The sequence below is a fragment of the Streptomyces sp. 2114.4 genome (assembly GCF_900187385.1).
Lineage (GTDB): Bacteria > Actinomycetota > Actinomycetes > Streptomycetales > Streptomycetaceae > Streptomyces > Streptomyces mooreae.
Genome location: NZ_FYEY01000001.1, coordinates 580831 through 599951, shown reverse-complemented (window position 1 = coordinate 599951; position 19121 = coordinate 580831). Strand labels below are relative to the sequence as shown.

At 68.7% G+C, this 19121-nt stretch carries 20 protein-coding genes; 3 read left to right on the top strand and 17 right to left on the bottom strand.

What is annotated here, in order from left to right; genetic code table 11:
• Positions 1-98 precede the first annotated feature (98 nt).
• Complete coding sequence (locus CFW40_RS02505) at positions 99-1208, bottom strand: FAD-dependent monooxygenase (protein ID WP_088796178.1); 1110 nt, start codon at positions 1206-1208, stop codon at positions 99-101.
• 156 nt (positions 1209-1364) lie between these two features.
• Between CFW40_RS02505 and CFW40_RS02500 the strand changes: the two genes are divergently transcribed.
• The gene (locus tag CFW40_RS02500) at positions 1365-2345 is read left to right on the top strand and encodes a GntR family transcriptional regulator (protein ID WP_088796177.1); all 981 of its coding nucleotides are present in this window, start codon (positions 1365-1367) and stop codon (positions 2343-2345) included.
• 180 nt (positions 2346-2525) lie between these two features.
• The gene (locus CFW40_RS02495; protein WP_088796176.1) at positions 2526-3677 is read left to right on the top strand and encodes a CapA family protein; all 1152 of its coding nucleotides are present in this window, start codon (positions 2526-2528) and stop codon (positions 3675-3677) included.
• 72 nt (positions 3678-3749) lie between these two features.
• Here the strand turns inward: CFW40_RS02495 and CFW40_RS02490 are convergent, their stop codons facing one another.
• The 16 genes from CFW40_RS02490 to CFW40_RS02415 form a co-directional block, all read right to left on the bottom strand.
• On the bottom strand, positions 3750-5453 hold the full coding sequence (locus CFW40_RS02490) for a cholesterol oxidase substrate-binding domain-containing protein (RefSeq protein WP_088796175.1): 1704 nt from the start codon (positions 5451-5453) through the stop codon (positions 3750-3752).
• A gap of 259 nt (positions 5454-5712) precedes the next feature.
• Positions 5713-5883 carry a hydrophobic protein gene (locus CFW40_RS02485; protein WP_088796174.1) on the bottom strand — a complete coding sequence of 57 codons (171 nt, stop codon included), beginning with the start codon at positions 5881-5883 and terminating at the stop codon, positions 5713-5715.
• Between the two features lie 213 nt (positions 5884-6096).
• Positions 6097-6513: a gas vesicle protein K gene (locus CFW40_RS02480; protein ID WP_088796173.1), complete on the bottom strand. Its 417-nt coding sequence runs from the start codon at positions 6511-6513 to the stop codon at positions 6097-6099.
• 135 nt (positions 6514-6648) lie between these two features.
• Positions 6649-6858: a gas vesicle protein gene (locus CFW40_RS02475; RefSeq protein ID WP_088801860.1), complete on the bottom strand. Its 210-nt coding sequence runs from the start codon at positions 6856-6858 to the stop codon at positions 6649-6651.
• Between the two features lie 44 nt (positions 6859-6902).
• Positions 6903-7700: a GvpL/GvpF family gas vesicle protein gene (locus tag CFW40_RS02470; protein ID WP_088796172.1), complete on the bottom strand. Its 798-nt coding sequence runs from the start codon at positions 7698-7700 to the stop codon at positions 6903-6905.
• A 149-nt stretch (positions 7701-7849) separates the two neighbouring features.
• A complete protein-coding gene (locus CFW40_RS02465) occupies positions 7850-8281 on the bottom strand; it encodes a gas vesicle protein (RefSeq protein WP_088796171.1) in 432 nt (143 codons plus the stop codon).
• Positions 8282-8329: 48 nt separating this feature from the next.
• Complete coding sequence (locus CFW40_RS02460; protein WP_088796170.1) at positions 8330-9574, bottom strand: SRPBCC family protein; 1245 nt, start codon at positions 9572-9574, stop codon at positions 8330-8332.
• Positions 9567-10217 carry a hypothetical protein gene (locus CFW40_RS02455; RefSeq protein ID WP_176956596.1) on the bottom strand — a complete coding sequence of 217 codons (651 nt, stop codon included), beginning with the start codon at positions 10215-10217 and terminating at the stop codon, positions 9567-9569. Before CFW40_RS02455 ends, CFW40_RS02460 begins: the two co-directional genes overlap by 8 nt.
• Before the next feature lie 30 nt (positions 10218-10247).
• On the bottom strand, positions 10248-10505 hold the full coding sequence (locus CFW40_RS02450) for a gas vesicle protein GvpG (RefSeq protein ID WP_088796169.1): 258 nt from the start codon (positions 10503-10505) through the stop codon (positions 10248-10250).
• A 20-nt stretch (positions 10506-10525) separates the two neighbouring features.
• Positions 10526-11239: a GvpL/GvpF family gas vesicle protein gene (locus tag CFW40_RS02445; RefSeq protein WP_088796168.1), complete on the bottom strand. Its 714-nt coding sequence runs from the start codon at positions 11237-11239 to the stop codon at positions 10526-10528.
• A 2-nt stretch (positions 11240-11241) separates the two neighbouring features.
• Complete coding sequence (locus tag CFW40_RS02440) at positions 11242-11694, bottom strand: gas vesicle structural protein GvpA (RefSeq protein ID WP_088796167.1); 453 nt, start codon at positions 11692-11694, stop codon at positions 11242-11244.
• Between the two features lie 76 nt (positions 11695-11770).
• Positions 11771-12112 carry a gas vesicle protein gene (locus CFW40_RS02435; RefSeq protein WP_088796166.1) on the bottom strand — a complete coding sequence of 114 codons (342 nt, stop codon included), beginning with the start codon at positions 12110-12112 and terminating at the stop codon, positions 11771-11773.
• A gap of 470 nt (positions 12113-12582) precedes the next feature.
• A complete protein-coding gene (gene grpE, locus CFW40_RS02430) occupies positions 12583-13230 on the bottom strand; it encodes a nucleotide exchange factor GrpE (protein WP_088796165.1) in 648 nt (215 codons plus the stop codon).
• The gene (gene dnaK, locus CFW40_RS02425; RefSeq protein WP_088796164.1) at positions 13227-15128 is read right to left on the bottom strand and encodes a molecular chaperone DnaK; all 1902 of its coding nucleotides are present in this window, start codon (positions 15126-15128) and stop codon (positions 13227-13229) included. Before dnaK ends, grpE begins: the two co-directional genes overlap by 4 nt.
• Positions 15129-15586: 458 nt before the next feature.
• Positions 15587-16651, bottom strand: a complete 1065-nt coding sequence (locus CFW40_RS02420) for a type III polyketide synthase (protein ID WP_088796163.1) — start codon at positions 16649-16651, stop codon at positions 15587-15589.
• Between the two features lie 281 nt (positions 16652-16932).
• Positions 16933-18141: a cytochrome P450 gene (locus CFW40_RS02415; protein WP_088796162.1), complete on the bottom strand. Its 1209-nt coding sequence runs from the start codon at positions 18139-18141 to the stop codon at positions 16933-16935.
• A 355-nt stretch (positions 18142-18496) separates the two neighbouring features.
• Here CFW40_RS02415 and CFW40_RS02410 point away from each other — a divergent pair, with 355 nt between their 5' ends.
• Positions 18497-19093: a helix-turn-helix domain-containing protein gene (locus CFW40_RS02410; RefSeq protein ID WP_088796161.1), complete on the top strand. Its 597-nt coding sequence runs from the start codon at positions 18497-18499 to the stop codon at positions 19091-19093.
• The last annotated feature ends 28 nt before the right edge of the window (positions 19094-19121 follow it).

Below are 19121 nucleotides of genomic sequence, written 5' to 3'. Positions count from 1 at the left end.
GGGCTTCCTCGCCACCGGCGGGCCCACTGCCACCGTGACCGGCCGACTCGTCCGTACCAGCCCCGGCCACCCGTGGCAGACGCACCTGGACCCGTCGGTCAGCGATCGAGGGAGAGCGCGTTCTTGGCTCGTTCCAAGGACTCCTCGGACGCCATACCGCCGGAATTCTCCGTGGCGAGTGCCTGGTTGAGCTCGACGAATGGACGCAGGCGCTCCTCGTATCGCGGAAAGGCGGTGCGGTGGTCGCCGTCTGCCCTGTCGAGTTCATCGGCCAGCACATAGGCACCTGCCAGGGCCAGACTGGTGCCCTGCCCGGACAAGGGCGACGGGCAGTAGCCCGCGTCACCGATCAGCACGGTCCGGCAATCCGACCAGCGGTCCATGTGGATCTGGGCCATCGCGTCGAAGTAGAACTCGGACGCGTCCCACATGGCCTCCAGGAGCCTCGGGGTGTCGCCTCCCAGGTGCGCCATCCGCTCGGCGAGGAGTGACTTCTGCCGCTCGGTGTCACGGTGGTCATGGCCGAGGGGCTCCGACAGGAAGCCGAGCGTGGCCCTGATCTCGGTGTTGTCGCGTACCGGGTAGACGCAGTAGCTGGCGGTGTCGTCCTGGAGCCACACCTGCCAGTTGTCGAGGTGCAAGAAGTTGTCCGTGCTGAAGACGGCCAGGTGCGGGCCGAGGTGGCGGATGAACTGACGCTCCTCGCCGAAGGCCAGCTGCCGTACCTTCGAATGGAGGCCGTCCGCCCCGACCACGAGGTCGAAGGTCCGGTGCCGACCGCTTTCGAAGCCGGCGTTGACGCCGTGCGGGCCCTGGTCGAGGGTGACCAGGGAGTCGTTGAAGACGTATTCGACGCCATCCAGGGTGTGCCGGTACAGGAGTTGAGTGAGGTCATCCCGCAACAGCTCGATGTCGTCACTGTCGAGCCGGCCGCTGCTGAACGTCATCTCGGTGGAGCGCCAGAGCTCGTGGCCGTCGCCGTCATGCATCGACATCCCCCGCATGCGGGTGCGTGCGTGCCGCGCCTCGGCCAAGAGGCCCATCCGGTCCAGGACGCCGAGCGCAACGCCGCGGACGTCGATCGCCTGGCCTCCCGGGCGTATGCCGGGAGCGCGTTCGACGACGGTCGGTGCGTAGCCACGGCGCCGCAGCCAGTAGGCGGTGGTAAGTCCGGCGACACTCGCGCCGGAGATGAGCACGGTCTTCACAGAAACCCCTTCGTACGGTGTACGCGACTGAATGTACGCCGTACGCGCAGGTGTGCCAAGTGTCCATTTGGTGCCCCTGTACTAGGTCAACAAGGCATTTGGCGTGGTCTTCCCTGCTAGTCTGTGTACTAGTACAGGGAGATATTGCGGAAAGAAATGAGGAGACAGGTGGCCGCACAACCCGTCCCGCCCTATCTGCGCGTCGCCGCCCAGATCCGGCGACGCATCACCGACGGTGAACTCGCTCCCGGCGACCGGGTTCCCTCGACGCGTCAGATCGCGAGGGAGTGGAATGTCGCACTGGCCACCGCCACGAAGGCGCTCACCGCACTGCGCCAAGAGGGGCTGGTACGGGCAAAGCCGCGCGTGGGCACCGTGGTGGCGGCTCCTCACCGGCGCCCCGTCGCCGCTCGCCCCCGTACCGCCCCGGACGGGGAGCGTGAGCTGACTCGTGAACGGATCGTGCGCACCGCCATCGAGATCGCCGACGCCGAAGGGTTGGCTGCGGTGTCCATGCGGAGCGTCGCGGCGCGACTGCACGCCGCCACCATGTCGCCGTACCGCCACGTGAACAGCAAGGACGACCTCGTGCTCCTCATGGCCGATGCCGTTCTCGGGGAGCTCTGCTTCCCCCCTGGAGCGCCCGCCCACTGGAGGGCCCGGCTGGAGTGGGGCGCCCGATCGCTCTGGACCCTGCACCGTGCACATCCCTGGCTGGCACAGATCGGTCCGCTGACCCGCCCGCTGATACTGCCCCATCTGATGGCCTATTCCGAATGGATGCTCAAGGCCCTCGACGGTCACGGCCTCGACCCGACGACCATGCTCAATCTGAACGCCCTCCTCTACAGCCATGTGCAGGGCATCGCGGTCCAGCTGGAACGAGAAGCGCAAGCCGCAAGCGTCACGGGCCTGTCGGAAGACCAGTGGCTGGACACCCAGGCCCCTGCCCTGGCGGCGATCACCGCGTCCGGCGACTATCCGACGTTCACCCGGGTCATCGAAGCCGTCGGAGAGAACGGCTACGACCTGGACCTCGATGAACTGTTCGAGATCGGCCTCGGCTCCATGCTCGAGGGCGTAGCCGCGCTCATCGAGGGAGGTTCCCGCCGGGCGGAGCGCTCGGGCACGCCTTGATCGCCTCGATGCCCGCCCTGAGCAGGCAACTGTCGACTTCCGCCCCAGCTACGGCGGCTTCGCCGGTCAGGAAGGTGCCAGGCGTCGTACGTGTACTGATCCACCCGTCCCCGGGGGCCCGGCGCCCAGCGTGGGCCGCCGCGACGGGAAACCGCCGCCGAACGGTTCTAACCTGGGGGAATGGGCAGTGACGTGCTCACGCTGTTTTTCTGCGGCGATGTCATGCTCGGCCGGGGCGTCGACCAGATCCTTCCGCACCCGGGGGACCCTGCGCTGCGGGAGGGCTACGTGCGGGATGCCCGGGTCTATGTCGAGCTGGCGGAGGCGGCGAACGGTCCCATCGACCGTCCGGTCGACTTCTCCTGGCCGTGGGGAGAGGCCCTGAGGGTGCTCGATGAGGCCGCGCCCGCCGCCCGGGTCCTCAACTTGGAAACCAGCATCACCCAGCGCGGCGACTTCGCCGGCGGCAAGGAGATCCACTACCGGATGAGCCCCGCGAACGTTCCGTGCCTCACCGCCGCCCGCCCCGACGTCTGCGTATTGGCCAACAACCACGTCCTGGACTTCGGCCACCAAGGGCTTGCGGACACCCTCGACGCTCTGGCGGGGGCGGGGCTGCGGACGGCCGGGGCGGGAGCGGACGCCGACGCGGCGGACCGGCCGGCCAGCGTCCCGCTCGAAGGCGGCCGCCGCCTCCTGGTCTTCTCCTTCGGAATGCCGTCCAGCGGCATCCCCCGGCCATGGGCCGCGGCCCCGGACCGCGCCGGGGTCGCCTTCGTGGCCAGGCCCTCGTCCGTCGCCGCGACCGCGATCACCGACCGGGTGCGACAGCGGAAGCGGCCGGGCGACATCGCCGTGGCGTCCGTCCACTGGGGCGCCAACTGGGGCTACCACGTGCCCCGTGACGAGGCCGCGTTCGCCCGTACCCTGATCGACGGCGGCGTGGATCTCGTCCACGGTCACTCCTCGCACCACCCCCGCGCCCTGGACGTGTACCGGGGGAAGCTGGTGATCCACGGGTGCGGCGACTTCATCGATGACTACGAGGGCATCACCGGCTACGAGCAGTACCGGGACGACCTGCGGCTGCTCTACCTCGTCTCGGTGGACCCGGACACCGGCGGACTCCACGACGTGCGGATCACCCCGCTGCAGGCCTGGCGCATGCGGCTGCGGCACGCCTCGCACCAGGACACCCGGTGGCTGCGTCAGCTGCTCGACCGGATCAGTTCCGGCTTCCACCCCTGCGTCGCCTCCGCCCCCGAGGGCACGCTCACGCTCCGTCCCGCACAGGGGAGCGGCCGTGGCTCCGCCGGCCGTCCTCGGCCATAGGCCCAGGGTGGCCGACGGAGCCGGACGGGCGCGGGGCGCGAGGTGGCGTGACGCGCAGGGGGCAGGGGCCGCTCAGGGCAGCAGCGTGTCGAGGAAGGTGTTCGAGAACACCCGTGCCGGGTCGTAGGAGTTGAGGATGTCCCGGGCGGTGCGCCAGTCCTCGAACGCGGCCGGCACGGTGCCGCCCAGTGTGGCGGGGTCCGTCCACGGCCCGCTGTCCGTATAGGCCCAGCCCTTGGACCACTCGGGACGTACGGACGCATACGAACCGGTGTAGGTCTGCCAGATCCACTGCTCCAGCTCGTGGAAGAAGGGCCCGGCGCCGGGCGTGCCGGGATAGGTGGCGAAGTCGAGCCACACCACGGTGTCCCACTCGGGATGGCCGGCGCGCGCCCGTGCCGGGGACAGAAGAGGACCGTCCAGGGGGTCCGTACCGGTGATGCGCAGTTCGATCGGACCGTTGACCGGGTAGGAACCGCGGTTTTGATGGGCGGTCAGCACGCTCTGGTAGCGGGCGTAGAAGTCCCCCACCACCCGCTGCACATTCGCCCGGGAGGTCAGCACCGCCCACCCCGCTTCGACGATCCGCAGCGTGGTCGGTTCGACGTAGAGCAGGCTGTTCTTCGACCAGCCCCAGACGTCCCAGGTACCGGTGACGATCAGCCCCGATCCGACGATGGACATGGCGAGCTTGGTGAAGGCAGGCGTCTTGTCGCCCCCGCCCGCGGCGATCTCCCCGAGCAGCCCCGACATCTCCTCGGTGACACGGTTGGCGAAGGTGTAGGCGTACGGGGCGTCGATCTGCTTGGCGAGCAGCGGCTTGCCCGGCGCCAGGCTCCACACCTTCAGCCACGGCACATCGGTGAACGGGAACCAGATCGCCTCGATGCGCCCGGTGCGGTCCAGGTAGGAGCCGAGGGTGCGGCCGCCCGTACCGGGCGGGCCGAAGACCGTGCCCACGTTCACATCGAACCAGTTCTGGCAGCGCAGCCGCGTGTTGGCCGCCGCGGTCATCGTCACCTCGGTGAGGAAGGCGCGGCCCAGATGGACGAGGAAGGCGCGGATGTCGGGGTCGGAGCGGGTGAAGGTCTTGAGCACATAGCGGCCCTCCGCCGCGCTCCACACCACAGCGGTGAGGGAGGTGACCAGGGAGCTCAGCGTGCCGAAGCCGGAGCCGGCGGGTGGCTGTTCGGTGGCGGTGGGCAGCCCCGTGCCGTGGCCGCCGATGGCGAGCACCCCGCCGATGGTGAGGTCGCCGGGCGCGGTGGTGGTGGCGAGGCCGAGCCCCGCCTCCTCCAGGCGGGCGAGGATGGTGTCGAGCGTCGCCCCCGTCTGCGCGGTGACGCTGCCCGGGCCGCCGCCGCGCACGCTGACCGCGGTGAGGTGGGAGGTGGTGTCGACGATGACCGTCCGGTTGGTGTCGGCCCCGGCGGGTACCACCAGCGGCGACCAGGTGTGGCCCTTGCCGCGGGCCCGTAGCCGGTAGCCGTGCTGATGCGCCCAGTTGGCGAGGGTGACCACGTCGTCGGGGGTGCGGGCGGAGGCCGTCCATACGCCCTCGACGACGATCTCCAGCGACCAGTTCCGGAAGGCCTGCTGGGAGAGCGGGATGTCCGCTGGAAAGTCGGGCGGAGGGGCGAGGGTGGTCGCGGCGCTGCCCATGGGGATGCGGTGAGCGGGCTGCAGCCCGGTTGCCGCGGCCAGTCCCGCGGCGGCGGCCCCGGTCAGCAGCCTGCGGCGGGTGAAGGAAGCTCTTCGAGCGCTGTCGTCGGACATGGCTGTCCCTCCGGCGCGCGGCGCGCCGGCCCCGCTGCACCGCGCACGGATCGTAGGGGTGAGACCGTACGAGCGCCCCGGTGCGGTGGGGATGTGCCGGAAGAGTAAGGTGACGGGCCATCAGTTGCAATGGTCGTCAGGCAATTGCAAAGGCCGTCAGGAAATACCGTTCCCCGGCGGGCCGAAGGGGATCGGCCCGCCGGGGAGGGATGTTGGGGGCGTGGGGCCCGGGTCTGCCGGCGGTGCCGGCTCCCCCGTTCTACCAGCGGTACCAGCGGCCGCGCCGGCCACCGGCGTCGGCCGACCGCATCAGGAACCCGAGCAGCCAGAACGCCAGCACGACCACGGCGACGATCCACAGTGCCTTCAACGCGAATCCCGCGCCGAAGAGAAGCAATGCGAGCAGCAGAACCAGAAGCAGCGGAACCATTTCCCTGCACCTCCGTTTCGGTAAGCCGCGAGAGCGCTGAGGGAGAAACCACGGGAACGAGAGGAAATCTGGTGCGCTCTGCGGCCCTTTCCTCCCGTCTTGCCGCTCACAGCGCGTGGAAACATGGCGTGATACGTGTGAGAGCAGGCGGACTCAGGGATTCGGTGATGTCGACGAAATCGTTCAGGCTACGCCGGGCGGCATCAGGTGACATCAGGCGGCGTCGTGAGGAGGCAGCAGAGACCCCAGGGGGCCGAGGTCGAGATTGAGGTCGGCCATCGTCAGGCCGTAGCGCGCACAGAGTTCCGTCATACGGTCCTGGAGAATCATGAGCGTCATCCCGACTTTCTCTTCCTGCTCCTCGCTCAGATCGCCTTGGTCGACACGGTGAAGTGCGGTGCGTTCCATGAGCTGCCGCAAGAGCTCCACGATGGTCAGCACCAATTTGATGAGGTCCCGTTCGACCGTCTCCGGGTCGGTCTTCAGCCGCTGGGCGATGCCGCTGTCCTGCCCCTGGCGGTGCTCCCCGGGCCCGGCCGGCACCAGGTCGAACGCCCGTGCCGCCGCCTGCGCCACCTCCGCGAAGGCGGGCTTCACGGGCGTGGCCGGATCAACCGGTTCATCCGTCATGGTGTACGTATCCCTCCGTCACATGGCAATTTCTCCTGGGGGCGGTGCGGGAGCCGAACTGATGGGCCTGGCAAGCGGGTTCATGGAGTCTTCATCTTGGAGTCTTCTTCGTAGGGTCTTCGGCGCCGCGGATCTTCACCACGGTGCCGGACTGTCGGGCGTGATCGAACGAATCACCGCTCGCAGGCTGACATGGACCAGATCCACATCGGCAATGGACAGCACCACATCTCCGGTAAGGACCGCACCGCCGTTCAGGAGACGGTCCAGGAGATCGATCAGAGCGATCTGCCGCCCGGCAAGAGATTCCTCCTCGGAGTGGTCCGTCACATGGGAGGAAGTCATGTGCGAGGCATCGGTGAATGCGGCTTCATGAAGGTCGGTTCCCTTCATGGATGTGCGCTTTCCGCGGGCGGTGTCGCGAAGGAGTACGGGGCCCACGGACCGGTGATCTCGACGCGTACGCCGGGGACGCCATCGGCCAGACCCTTCAAAGCCCGGTGGAATTCCCCGATGCGGTCCGTGGGGACCAGGTAGGCCTCGTTGGCGATGTTCTCGCCCGCACCGGCCGCCAGTTCACCCTGCTGCGGCCGGTGCGCGACCATGTCCCGAGCCATGTCGGCCACCCGGACCCGCACGTCGGCGGCGACGGCTCCCGCCGCGCGGTAGGCATCACGATGCGTGCGCTGCTGGGCCCGCCGCTGCTGCAAATACGCCCGGCCGGGGCTGACCGCGGACGCAGCGGGGGCCATGCTGTCGGGCGGCGCGGGAGCTTTGGCCGCGGCCGCTGCGCGTGCGTCCGCGTACACCTTCACCCCCACCTCTGCATGGCCTTCGAGGCGGGCGAGCAGCGCGTCGAACTCGGCGCCGCGCTCGTCCAGCATCGCCCGCACCCTGGCATCGTCCAGATACACCGTGGCCAGGCGCATGGGCAGCACCATGGTGCCGGCCCAGGCGGCCTCGACGACGGCGTGGTGTGTCCGCGCGATCCTCTCCAGCTGCGTCAGGTCCTCCAGCTGCGCCTTCATGCCCTCCGTGCTGAAGGCGTCGGCCGGGACGGAGGAGACGAGGGCGGTCAGGCGGCCGGCGGTGACCGTTCGCAGGGGGCCGTCCCGCAGTCCGGTCAGCCCAGGAGCCGAGACTTCGAGGGCGGTGCCGACGCGGCCGATGGCGTAGACGTACGACATCCGGGAGCGGTCGGATTCTTGCTGATCAGCGGGCCGGTCGGTGGGTTGATCGGCGGGCTGATCGGCAGGCCGATAAGCCGGCCGATCAGTGGGCCGCTCGTGAGGGAGTGGCGAGGCGGCGGTCTCCTCGGCTCCTTGCGTGGGGTGGTTCACTGCTCCTCCTTGCGGTCTGCCTGGTGCGCGCCGGGGACCTGGCCCCCGGAGGAGCCGACGGCCGCGCGCAGTTCGGCGAGTTCGGCGCGCAGTTGCTGGTTCTCCTCGGCCAGCGAGTCACCGGCGACGGCCGGCGGGCGCCCCTCGGGAACCTGCTGCGGTGCGCGGGCGCGGGACGACAGGGAGGGGTCGTGTTCCCACCAGTCGATGCCCATTTCCTTGGCCTTGTCGACGGAAGCGACCAGCAGCCGGAGCTTGATGGTCAGCAGCTCGATGTCGAGCAGGTTGATCTGGATGTCGCCCGCGATGACGACGCCCTTGTCGAGGACGCGCTCCAGGATGTCGGCCAGGTTGGCGGACGACCCCTGCCGGCCGTACGGGGACGGCCCGGAGGAAGGCCCCATACGGCCGGCCAGTGAATCGGACATGATCAGCCTCGTCTGTGCGGTCGCGGTCGTGGTCGCGGTCGGGACGGGTCAGCGGGCAACGGCGGCACGGCGGCCCCGGCGGGGTGCCGACGGCTCGTCCTCGTCGTACGGTTCCCGATCGTCCGCCGGGGCGTCGTCCTCGTGGAGGGGTTCCCCGCGGTGATCGTGCTCGTCTACGGGCTCTTCGAGGTCGTCTTCGTCGTCTTCGTCGCCGACTTCGCCTTCGGCTTCCTCCGCGAGACCGTCGGGGTCGTCCACGCCCTCCTCCTCGGCGTCCCAGGCGTCCTCCGGGTCTCCCTCGCCCTCGTCTTCCTCGTCCTCGTCTTCCTCGTCCTCTTCCTCGTCTTCGTCCTCAGCGTCGGCATCGGTCTCATCGGCCTCGTCGGACTCGTCGGCCTCGTCGTCTCCGGGCCGCACCTCGTCGGAGCCGCGTTCGGTGTCCTCCCGGTCCTCCTCCGCCGCGACGGCGTCATCGTGCTCGACCACGACCTCGCCGTCCTGGATCTCACCGCGCCAGCCGTCCGTGGCCTCGCCGCGCAGCATGATGAATTTGCGGTAGAGCTTGAGGTCCAGCCGGGCCCGGCGGCCCTGGGCGCGCCAGATATTGCCGGTCTTCTCGAACAGCCCCTTGGGAAAGTATTCGAGAACCAGCAGCACCCGGGTCAGGTTGTCGGTGAGGCGGTGGAACGTCACCACACCCTTGACCGTGCCCTTCGCGCCTTCGGTGGTCCAGCTGATCCGCTCGTCGGGCACCTGCTGGGTGACATTGGCCCGCCAACTGCGGGTCGACTTGGCGACCTTCACCTTCCAGTTGCTGCTGGTGTCATCGGCTTTGTCGACACTGACGACGCCCTTGGCGAAGGTGCTGAACTCCTGGAACTGCGTCCATTGGTCATACGCCTCGCGTACGGGAACACCCACATCGATGTCCTCGACGATCGTCACGCTCTTGGACTTGCCGCCACCGCCCTTGCGGCCCTTGCCGAACAGGCTCTTCACCTTGTCCTTGACGGTGTCCTTGAGGTGCGAGGCGCCCGCGGTCAGCGCTGCCTGCTGCGGCGGCTTGCCCTCGCCGAGAGCCTTGCCGCCCTTCGCCAGACCGCTCACCAGACCACCGGCGCCCTGGCCGGGTTCGGCGAGCTTGCCGACGCTCTCGCCCAGCTTGTGGCCGAGGCTGGTGACGGCGTGTTCCGCCCGTGCCTGGAGGTAGTGCTGCAGCTCCTCCTTGAGCTGGTCGGCCGCCGGGCTCTTGGTCACCTCGTCCTTGATCTTGCTGAAGGTCGACTCAGCCATTGCTGCCCCCACGGCCGGCAGCCGTGCGCGCCGCGCCGGAAGCCTTGTTCGAGGCCTTGTTACGGGCACCGGAGGCGGCCTTCCGCCCCGGGGCGGTGGAGGTGCGTCCGCGGGAGGATGCGGCCTTTGACGAAGTCTTGGCCGCGCCCGACGCCGAGCGCCGTGCCTTGGAGGAACGGTCGGTGGCGGTCGGCTTCCCGGCCGATGCCGATTTCGTGGCCGATGTGGTGGCCGTCTTCTTGGCCGACTTCGCGGCCGGCTTCCGTGCCTCGTCCCGCGGCTCGTCCCGCGGCTCGTCTTCGGGCTCCGGATCCGCCTCGTCCGCCGCGCGCCCGGTACCGTCCGCCCCGCCCTCGTTGAGGGCCAGGGTCCGCTCGTGCAGGGAGTCGGCTAGACCGTTCATCCGCTGGTTGAGCGCGGCGCCGGCGGCTGACTTCGTGGCGTCCACCAGTTCCTTGCGCACCTGGTCGTTGAGGGGACCGAGGACCGGCGAGTTGGCCACCAAGGCGCCCAGTTGGCGCGGGTCCAGATTCAGTTTTCTGCCGGCCAGGAACATGCCCAGGCCGATGGCCATCTTGGCTTTCTTCGTGCGCCCCAGCAGGTAGCCCCCTACGAGGGCCACACCTATCTTGGCGTTGCTCATCATCTCTCGTACACCTCGTTCTCCCCGTGATCAGGAGTCGGTACGTAGTCGTTGCTGGTTGGCCTCCAGCCACTCCAGCCGGTCCAAGAGCTCGTCCTCGCGGGAGTCGAACTCCTCGCTCGTGATGCTTCCGTCCAGCAACTGCTGCTCCAGCACGGCCAGTTCCTCCCGTACCGGCTCCGGGTCGTAGTACTCGCGCTCCGCGGTGAGCAGCACTTGGTCCAGGACCCAGACCGTGCCCCGCACCGGGGCGGCCGGCAGCGTCAGGATCTGCGTGATGAGGCCCATGACGGATCTCCGCCCGCCCGTCAGACGAAGCTGTACGGCGGCAGCGGGCCGTGCAGACTGAAGGCGTAGGCGTCTCCGCGCTGTCCGGCTTCCGTGTGGACCGCCTCGGAGAACGCCGCTGCCTTCTCCTGTTCGACGAGGAACGACACATTGAGGAAGTGGCGCTTCGTCGGTTCGACGTTCGCGGTGCGCACCGCAGCCGGAGCGAGCCGGGCCACGATGTCCGTACGGGCGCGGTCGTGGCGGGCCTCGACCTCCTGCGAAATCAGCTCGCCCAGGGCCACCTTGGCGTCGTAGGCGTCCGGATTCTGCCGGGTACGGTCGTTGAGCTGCTGCACCTCGGCGGACTCCCGCACTATCTCCCGCAGCAGGTCGTCCTCGTCGCGTGCGACCTTGAGGTGGTACTCGCGGCAGCCGTCGATCTCCTTGAGGCGCTGGGTGTAGGTGTCGCGGTGTTCCTCCAGGGCGGAGATCACCTGCGCGTCGTCGGGGCCGACCAGCCCGAAGCGCATCGGGAGGACGGCACCATCGGCAAGCAGCCGTTCCTGGACGCTCTGGTGGGCCGCCACATCGCGGCGCTTGGCCCGCAGCCCGTCCGGTGCGTCGCTGACCACCGCGCACAGATCCTTCGTCTTGACGGTGCGCAGCTGTGCCGCCGGGTCACCGACACCGGTGACGCCGGACAGCTGCAGGGGGTGCTCCGCGCCGGTGACGGCGTAGAGGTAGGTCGCCATGGTCAGTCCTCCCGACGGCGGGCCGTGCGACGGCTGGTGGAGCCGGTGGATTTACGCGCCGGACGCTCTTCCGCGGCCTCCTCCTCGGATCCCTCCTGGCCCTTGTGCAGGGACTCGGTGAATGCCTCAACGGCGCCGGTCAGTGCGCCCTTCGACTTTCCTTTGGCGCCGCTCTCGGTTGCCTCACCGACCAGGTCGGTGAGCTGGCTCGGTGCCTTGCGGCCCGATTCCAGGTCCAGACGGTTGCACGCCTCGGCAAAGCGCAGATACGTGTCCACGCTTGCGACGACGACGCGTACGTCAATCTTGAGAATTTCGATGCCGACGAGGGAGACCCGCACAAAGGCGTCAATCACAAGTCCCCGGTCGAGAATCAGCTCAAGGACGTCGTAGAGATTTCCCGAACCGCTGCCGCCGCTGCTGGTCGGTGCGTGGGATTGCTGAATGGCTGTCACGGTCGATCGTCCCTTCCAGTTGACTGGAGTGGGTCATGGGGCCGTCACGTCGTGGCCGGGCCGAGCGGTGGCCGCATCATCGGTCGATCTGGCCGCGCCCATAGCGGCGAGTGCGCTCGTATCCCAGGAGTTGGCCCTGTGCGTCGAGATGAACGCGGTAGGAAGCCATGACGCTCGCGGTGTCCGGAACCCTTTCGATCTCCACCACTTCCACATCCGCCGACCAGCCGTCATCGGTGGCCTTGAGCGCCGACACCGAGGCGGGCTCGCATTGCAGCATCTGGGCAAGTTGCCCCGCAGCGTGGCGCATTGCTGTGGGGGCGGCGATCCGGTCAGGTCCGCCGTGGTGTGCTTCTTCCTTGCGGTCCGTTTCCTTGCGGCCCGTTTCTTTGCGGTCCGTGTTTTCCTCGGTCGCCATGATCCCGCCTGTCGTGCGTCGTAGGGTTTTTGTCGAAGTACGGTGGATGTCTGTGGCGATGGAGGACCGCGTGCCCCCGTGACTCGCACATATGCGCAGCCGCCCACAGAGGGCGGAATTCCGTCCCGGCGAAGGCATGACCCGTCGGTCAACTCGTCGATCACTCCACGGACCCCGACGCGACCGGACCGGAACTTCCTGATGCCTGATCCGGTTCCTGGTGCCCGTTCCTGTCACCCGCTCTGGCCTGCGAGGGAAAAGGGGAGCGGGGCGGCTCACCACGTGAATTCCACGGTGCGGAACCGATGCGGAAGGAAAAGGGGCGCGGGTGCCCGGCACGGACCGTGCCACGGCATGACGGAAACCGGCCCTTCCGTCGTGGCGTCACGACGGAAGGGCCGGTGAGCGGGTCCGGTCCCGTCCCGTGGGCCGGTCCGGTGGTCCGGCCTGGTGGTCCGGCCCGGAGAGTGCTACGCCCCGGCGGGCGGCTTGCCGGCCACGGTCACCTGCGCGGGACGCAACAGGCGGTCGCCCACCCGGTAGCCCTGGCGGAGGACCGCGGTGCAGACGGACTCTTCCAGCCGGTCATCAGGGGTGTAGGTGACAGCCTCGTGGATCAGCGGGTCGAAGGGGGTGCCCGCCATACCGAAGGGCTGGAGGCCCAGCGCCCCCAGTTCGGTTTCCAGCGCCTCGGCGATGCGCTGGAAACCACCGGTCACCTCGCCCTGCTCCCCGGCCTCGGCAAGGGCGTCGAGCACGGGCAGCAGCCGGCTGAGCACATTGGCCACGGCGATCTCACCGACCGCCAGGCGGTCGCGGTGGACCCGCTTGCGGTAGTTGTCGTACTCGGCCTTCAGCCGCTGCAGATCGGCCGTACGCTCCTGGAGCTCGGCGCGCAGCGCCGCGTCCTGCGACGCCGGCCGCGCGGCGGCCCCGTCCTGGCGGGACGGCCGACCGGGGTCCCGGCGGTCCCCGGGCGGCCTGTCCGTGTCCTGAGCGGGCTGCTGCCCGGCCTGGGTGGTGCGGGGCGGGACCGGTCCGGGGGTTTCCTCCTGTCGGTGCCCCACGAGAGCCAGCGGCGGCTGAGGGAGGTCACGGACGTGGGTCGGACGGTTCATCGTGCGCTTCCCTCCTGCTTGTCGTCATCGACGATCTCCGCATCGACGACATCGTCCTGCTCGCCGGTGGCCGCGCCCGATCCGCCTGCCCCCTCGGAACCCTGCGCGGAGCCCTGGGCCTGAGCCTGCGACTGAGCCTCGGCGTACATGGCCTGGCCCAGCTTCTGGGAGGCGGTCGCGAGCTTTTCGGAGGCGGTACGCAGCTCCGCGGTGTGGTCACCGTCGGCGGACGCGTCGGCCTTCAGCTTCTCCTTCACCTCACCGATCGCGGTCTCGACCTCGGTCTTCACCTCGCCGGGGACCTTCTCCTCGTTGTCCTTGAGGAACTTCTCGGTCTGGTAGACCAGTTGCTCGGCCTGGTTGCGCGTCTCCGCGGTCTCCCGGCGGCGGCGGTCCTCCTCGGCGTGGTGCTCGGCGTCGCGGACCATCCGGTCGATGTCGTCCTTCGGCAGCGAGGAGCCGCCGGTGACGGTCATCTTCTGCTCCTTGCCGGTTCCCAGGTCCTTGGCCGTGACGTGCATGATGCCGTTGGCGTCGATGTCGAAGGAGACCTCGATCTGCGGGACCCCGCGGGGCGCCGGGGGCAGGCCGGTGAGCTGGAACATCCCGAGCTTCTTGTTGTACGCCGCGATCTCGCGTTCGCCCTGGTAGACCTGGATCTGCACCGACGGCTGGTTGTCCTCGGCCGTCGTGAAGATCTCGGACCGCTTGGTCGGGATCGTGGTGTTGCGTTCGAGGAGCTTGGTCATGATGCCGCCCTTGGTCTCGATGCCCAGGGACAGCGGGGTGACGTCCAGCAGGAGGACGTCCTTGACCTCACCCTTGAGGACACCGGCCTGCAGGGCGGCGCCGACGGCGACGACCTCGTCCGGGTTGACGCCCTTGTGCGGGTCCTTCCCGGTCAGCTCCTTGACCAGTTCGGTCACCGCGGGCATACGGGTCGAGCCGCCGACCAGGATCACATGATTGATGTCGGAGACCTTGATCCCGGCGTCCCGCACCGCATTGTGGAACGGGGTCTTGCAGCGTTCGAGGAGATCGGCGGTGAGCTGCTCGAACTGCGAGCGGGTGAGCTTTTCGTCCAGGTGCAGGGGCCCGTCGGCCGACGCGCTCAGATACGGCAGATTGATCGTGGTCTCGGTCGCCGCGGACAGCTCGATCTTGGCCTTCTCGGCGGCCTCCCGCAGTCGCTGGGTGGCCATCTTGTCCTGGGACAGGTCGATGCCGTAGGCGTTCTTGAACTGCTTGGTGAGGTGATCGACGATCCGCTGGTCCCAGTCGTCGCCGCCCAGGTGGGTGTCGCCGTTGGTGGCCTTCACCTCGACGACGCCGTCGCCGATGTCCAGGAGCGAGACGTCGAAGGTGCCGCCACCGAGGTCGAAGACCAGAATGGTCTGGTCGTTCTCCTTGTCGAGGCCGTAGGCCAGCGCCGCGGCGGTCGGCTCATTGACGATCCGCAGCACCTTCAGGCCCGCGATCTCGCCGGCCTCCTTGGTAGCGGTGCGCTGGGCGTCATTGAAATACGCCGGAACGGTGACCACCGCATCCGTCACGTCCTCGCCCAGGTATTCCTCGGCATCGCGCTTGAGCTTCTGCAGCACCCGCGCGGAGATCTCCTGCGCGGTGTACCGCTTGCCGTCGATGTCGCCGCTCTCCGGGAAACGCCACTGCGCCTCGCCCATGTGGCGCTTGACCGACCGCGCGGTGCGGTCGACATTGGTCACGGCCTGCCGCTTGGCGATCTCGCCCACCAGCACCTCGCCGCCCTTGGCGAACCCGACCACCGACGGGGTGGTCCGGGCCCCCTCGGCGTTGGTGATCACGATGGGCTCACCGGCTTCCAGCACGCTGACCACCGAGTTCGTCGTACCAAGGTCAATACCCACTGCACGTGCCATGGTCTTCTCCTCGTCTTGCGGCCGACTCCCGGAGCCGGCGACCGCCCGGCACCGGGGCCCGACGCCCGCAGGCCCCTGGCGGACGCCGGACCGGAACGCCCAGGTCGCCCAGCGGCTTCCCCGGCACGCCCTCTCACCTGCTGATATGGAGGCGGCCAGTACCTCGTCGTCCGTATGAATCGTGCATAAAACGCGTAGGCGTATATGTCAAGATATTCCTTTTCAAGGCATATACACGGTATGCGCGAATTACCGCCGTGCTCCCGCTGGCTGCCGCAGTCGGGTGGCGCTCGATCCGGTGACGGCGGTCGGCCGGGGCGTGCCAGACCGTCCGGAGAGGCCCGGCCGGACGGAGGGAAGGCGGTCATGACGGACACCGGCGGCGGACGGTGGAAATGGATCCGCGCTCCGCCCGGTGCGCCCGGCAGCTCACCTGCCGGGCGCACCGAGCGGTCGGGTCATGCCGCGGGCGCAGGGGCGGAGGACCAGGTGCCCAGGGCCATCTCGGCGGTGATACCGGGGCCGAAGCCGGCCAGCAGGCCGCGGTGGCCGTCGAGCGCCGACGCTTCGTCGAACATGCGCGCCAGGGCGTCGAGTACCACCGCGCTGGCGATGTTGCCGTATTCGGTCAGCGTCGCGCGGCTGAAGCGGAACGCCTCCGGAGGAACCTCGAGGAAGCGGCACAGGTCGTCCAGGATGCGCGGACCGCCCGCGTGGACGATGTAGAAGTCCAGGTCGCCCGCGTCCCATTGGTGCTGCTCGGCGACGGCGCGCAGGGCGGGGGCGAGCGGTTCCATGGTCCCGGGTACGCGCTTGTCCAACTGGAAGTGGAAGCCGGTGGACCGGACCGCGTAGGAGATCCAGTCCTCGGTGTTCGGGATCAGGTACGAGCTGTTGCGCTCCAGCCGGACCCCGGTGCCGCCGCTGCCGCGGACCACGGCGGAGGCGACCGCGTCACCGAAAAGCCCGTTCGACAGCAGCGACCCCACACCCAAATCCGTGGGCTGGTAGCACAGCGAGCAGAACTCACACGCGACGATGAGCACGTTGGCGTCGGGGTACGCCGTGCAGAAGTCATGCGCCCGGTTGACCGCCGCGCCCCCTGCCGCGCAGCCGAGTTGGGCTATCGGCATCTGCCGGGTCTCCGACCGGAAGCCCAGGGTGTTGATGAGCCAGGCGGTCAGGGACGGCATCATGAAGCCGGTGCAGGAGACGTAGACGATGAGGTCGATCTCCTGCGGCTCCAGCTCGGCCTGGTCGAGTGCCTTGCGGACCACGGCGGGCACGCGGGCCTTGGACTCCTCTTCGTAGACCGCGCTACGGGCATCGAGCCCCGGATGCTTGAGCACCTTGTCGATCGGCTGGATCAGATGCCGCTTGAGGACGCCGGTGTTCTCGATCAGCCGCAGGATCAGCCTCAGCTGCGTGTGGTCCTTGTGCAGCCGTTGCGCGAGTTCGAGGGTGTCGTCTTGGGTGATGACGTATTCAGGGACCGCGATTGCTGGTTTGCACAGAACCGCCATGAGATGCACTCCTTGCAGACTGTGGCCCCTCAGGGATTCCCTGCGCTGAATTCGAGTCGTTTTTATTTCGGCCGGTGGTATCCGTCGCGGTAACTCGCCCATTCAGAGCGGGCGAAGGAACCAGGTGCGGATCCGGCGGTTCGAAAAGGACGACCCCGGAAGGGAATCGGGCGGGCCAGCCGTCGAAGAATGAACTCTCCCCGTGCTGGTGGATTGATCTTTCCGAGTAGTAACCGTACGCCAGGCGGGTGGAATCTGCATTTTGCGGCCGTGGCCCACCGTTACCAAGTGACCGGCAGCTCCAGCGGATAGCGCCAGATCGAGGTGGTGTTCCAGCGGACTTCCCCGGCCGGCTTTGCCAGCCGGAGTTCCGGGAAGCGGTCCAGGAGGGTTTTGAGGGCGACCTCGAGCTCCGTGACCGCGAGCGGGGCACCCAGGCAGTGGTGTCCGCCCCAGCCGAACGTCATGTGGGCGGTGCGGCCCTCGCGTTCCAGGTCCAGTTCGTCGGGCCGGTCGAACTTCCGGCTGTCCCGGTTGGCCGTCAGATAGGAGACGTGCACGATGTCCCCGGCCCGGATCGTCACACCGCTCAACTCCACGTCCTCCGTGGCGACGCGGGGGATGCCGACGCCCTTGCGGAAGGGGATGAACCGCAGCATTTCGTCGAGCGCCTGCGGAAGCATCTCGGGACGGGAGCGCAGCATCGCGAGCTCCCTGGGCCGGGTGAGCAGCGTGTAGGCGAGGTTGCCGATCTCGTAGGTGGTGGTGTCCTGGCCGGTGATGAGCAGGACCATGGCCATCACGGTCAGTTCCTGGTCATTGAGGATCTCATCCCCGTCACGAGCCGTGGCCAGGGCGCTGATCAGGTCTTCTCCCGGGTGCTGACGCCGCTTCGCGGTCAGCGTCTCGAAGTAGGCCCGCATGTCGGCCTTGGCCCGGACGGCGCGCTCCCGGTTCTCGACGGTCACGTTCATCATGGTCCGGGCGTGTGCGCGCAGCTGCGCCTGGTCGCGCTCGGGGATGTCGAGGACCTCGCAGATCGTCGTCAGGGGCAGCGGGTTCGCCAGGCTCTCCATCAGGTCGGCGGGCGGACCCTGCGCGGCCATCCGCTCCAGCAGCTCGTCCACGACATGCTGGGTGCGGGCCCGCATGCGCTCCACATGACGCGGGGCGAACGCCTTGGAGACCAGGCTCCGCAAGCGGCTGCTGGCGGGCGGGTCCATCACGTTGATCGCCTCGTCCTGGACGATCGGCTCGGGCGTCATACGGGGAAAGTCCCGGCCGATGACGGCGCTCCGGCTGAAGCGCCGGTCGGTCGTCACCGTGCGTACGTCGTCGTACTTCGTGACCAGCCATGCCTCGCCCTCCCCGTGGGGCAGCCGGATGCGGGCGACCGGTTCTTCGGTCAGCAGGCGCTTGAGCGTCGGATCGAATTCCAGGCCCTCCGCATAGTCGAACGGGCAGTTCCAGACGTGAGGTCCGGGTTCCATGGTGAGCTCCCGACGTGAGAAGGGACGAGTGAATCCACCGGCTGCGGTCGTATCGGGCCGCCGGCCAGAAAGACGCCGATTCATCCCGGTCAGCGAAAATCGGAGATGCGGGGGCGGCTTTTCCATCCTGCGCGGGCAAGGCCTGAACGGAGGCCTTTGTCCTGCCGTTCCACAGTGACTTACGGGCAGTGGTGGGTGGTCGGTGTGGTGCGCCAATCGGGTGATCTCTGCGACTCTCGCCCGGCGGGGTCCGGTGCGTACCGGGGTGGAAGCCGGTCGCGGCCGGGCCGGAGTCGGTGAGGCGCACCTCCTCGCCGACTTGACAAAAGTTGTTGCCGGGTCGGCAAATGGAGCCATGGCGGACGATGACATTCCCGGTGTGCTCAACGCGGTCGGCCCGCGGCTACGGGCGCTGCGGCGGGAGCGCGGGGCCACCCTGGCGCAGCTGAGCGAGGTCACCGGCATCTCGCTCAGCACTCTTTCGCGTCTGGAGTCCGGGCAGCGCAAACCGACCCTCGAACTCCTGCTCCCGCTCGCCAAGGCCCACGGAGTGCAGCTGGACGAGCTGGTCGGGGCACCGGCCACCGGCGACCCCCGGGTCCATCCGCGCCCCTTCACCCGCAACGGACAGACCTTTGTGCCACTGACCCGTCACCTCGGCGGTCTGCACGCCTTCAAACACATCCTCCCCGCCAGGGAAACCACCGGCACACGGCCTGAACTGCGCACCCACGAGGGCTACGAGTGGCTTTACGTCCTCTCCGGCCGGCTGTGGCTGGCTCTCGGTGACCACGACCTCGTCCTCACCTCCGGCGAGGCCGCCGAATTCGACACCCACACCCCGCACGGCTTCGCCAACGCCGGGCCGCATCCCGTGGAATTCCTCAGCCTCTTCGGGGCACAGGGCGAGCGGATGCACGTCCGTGCCGCCCCTCACCCCGGCTCCGCCTGACCGACCTGGCCGGCCCGCCGAACTCGCG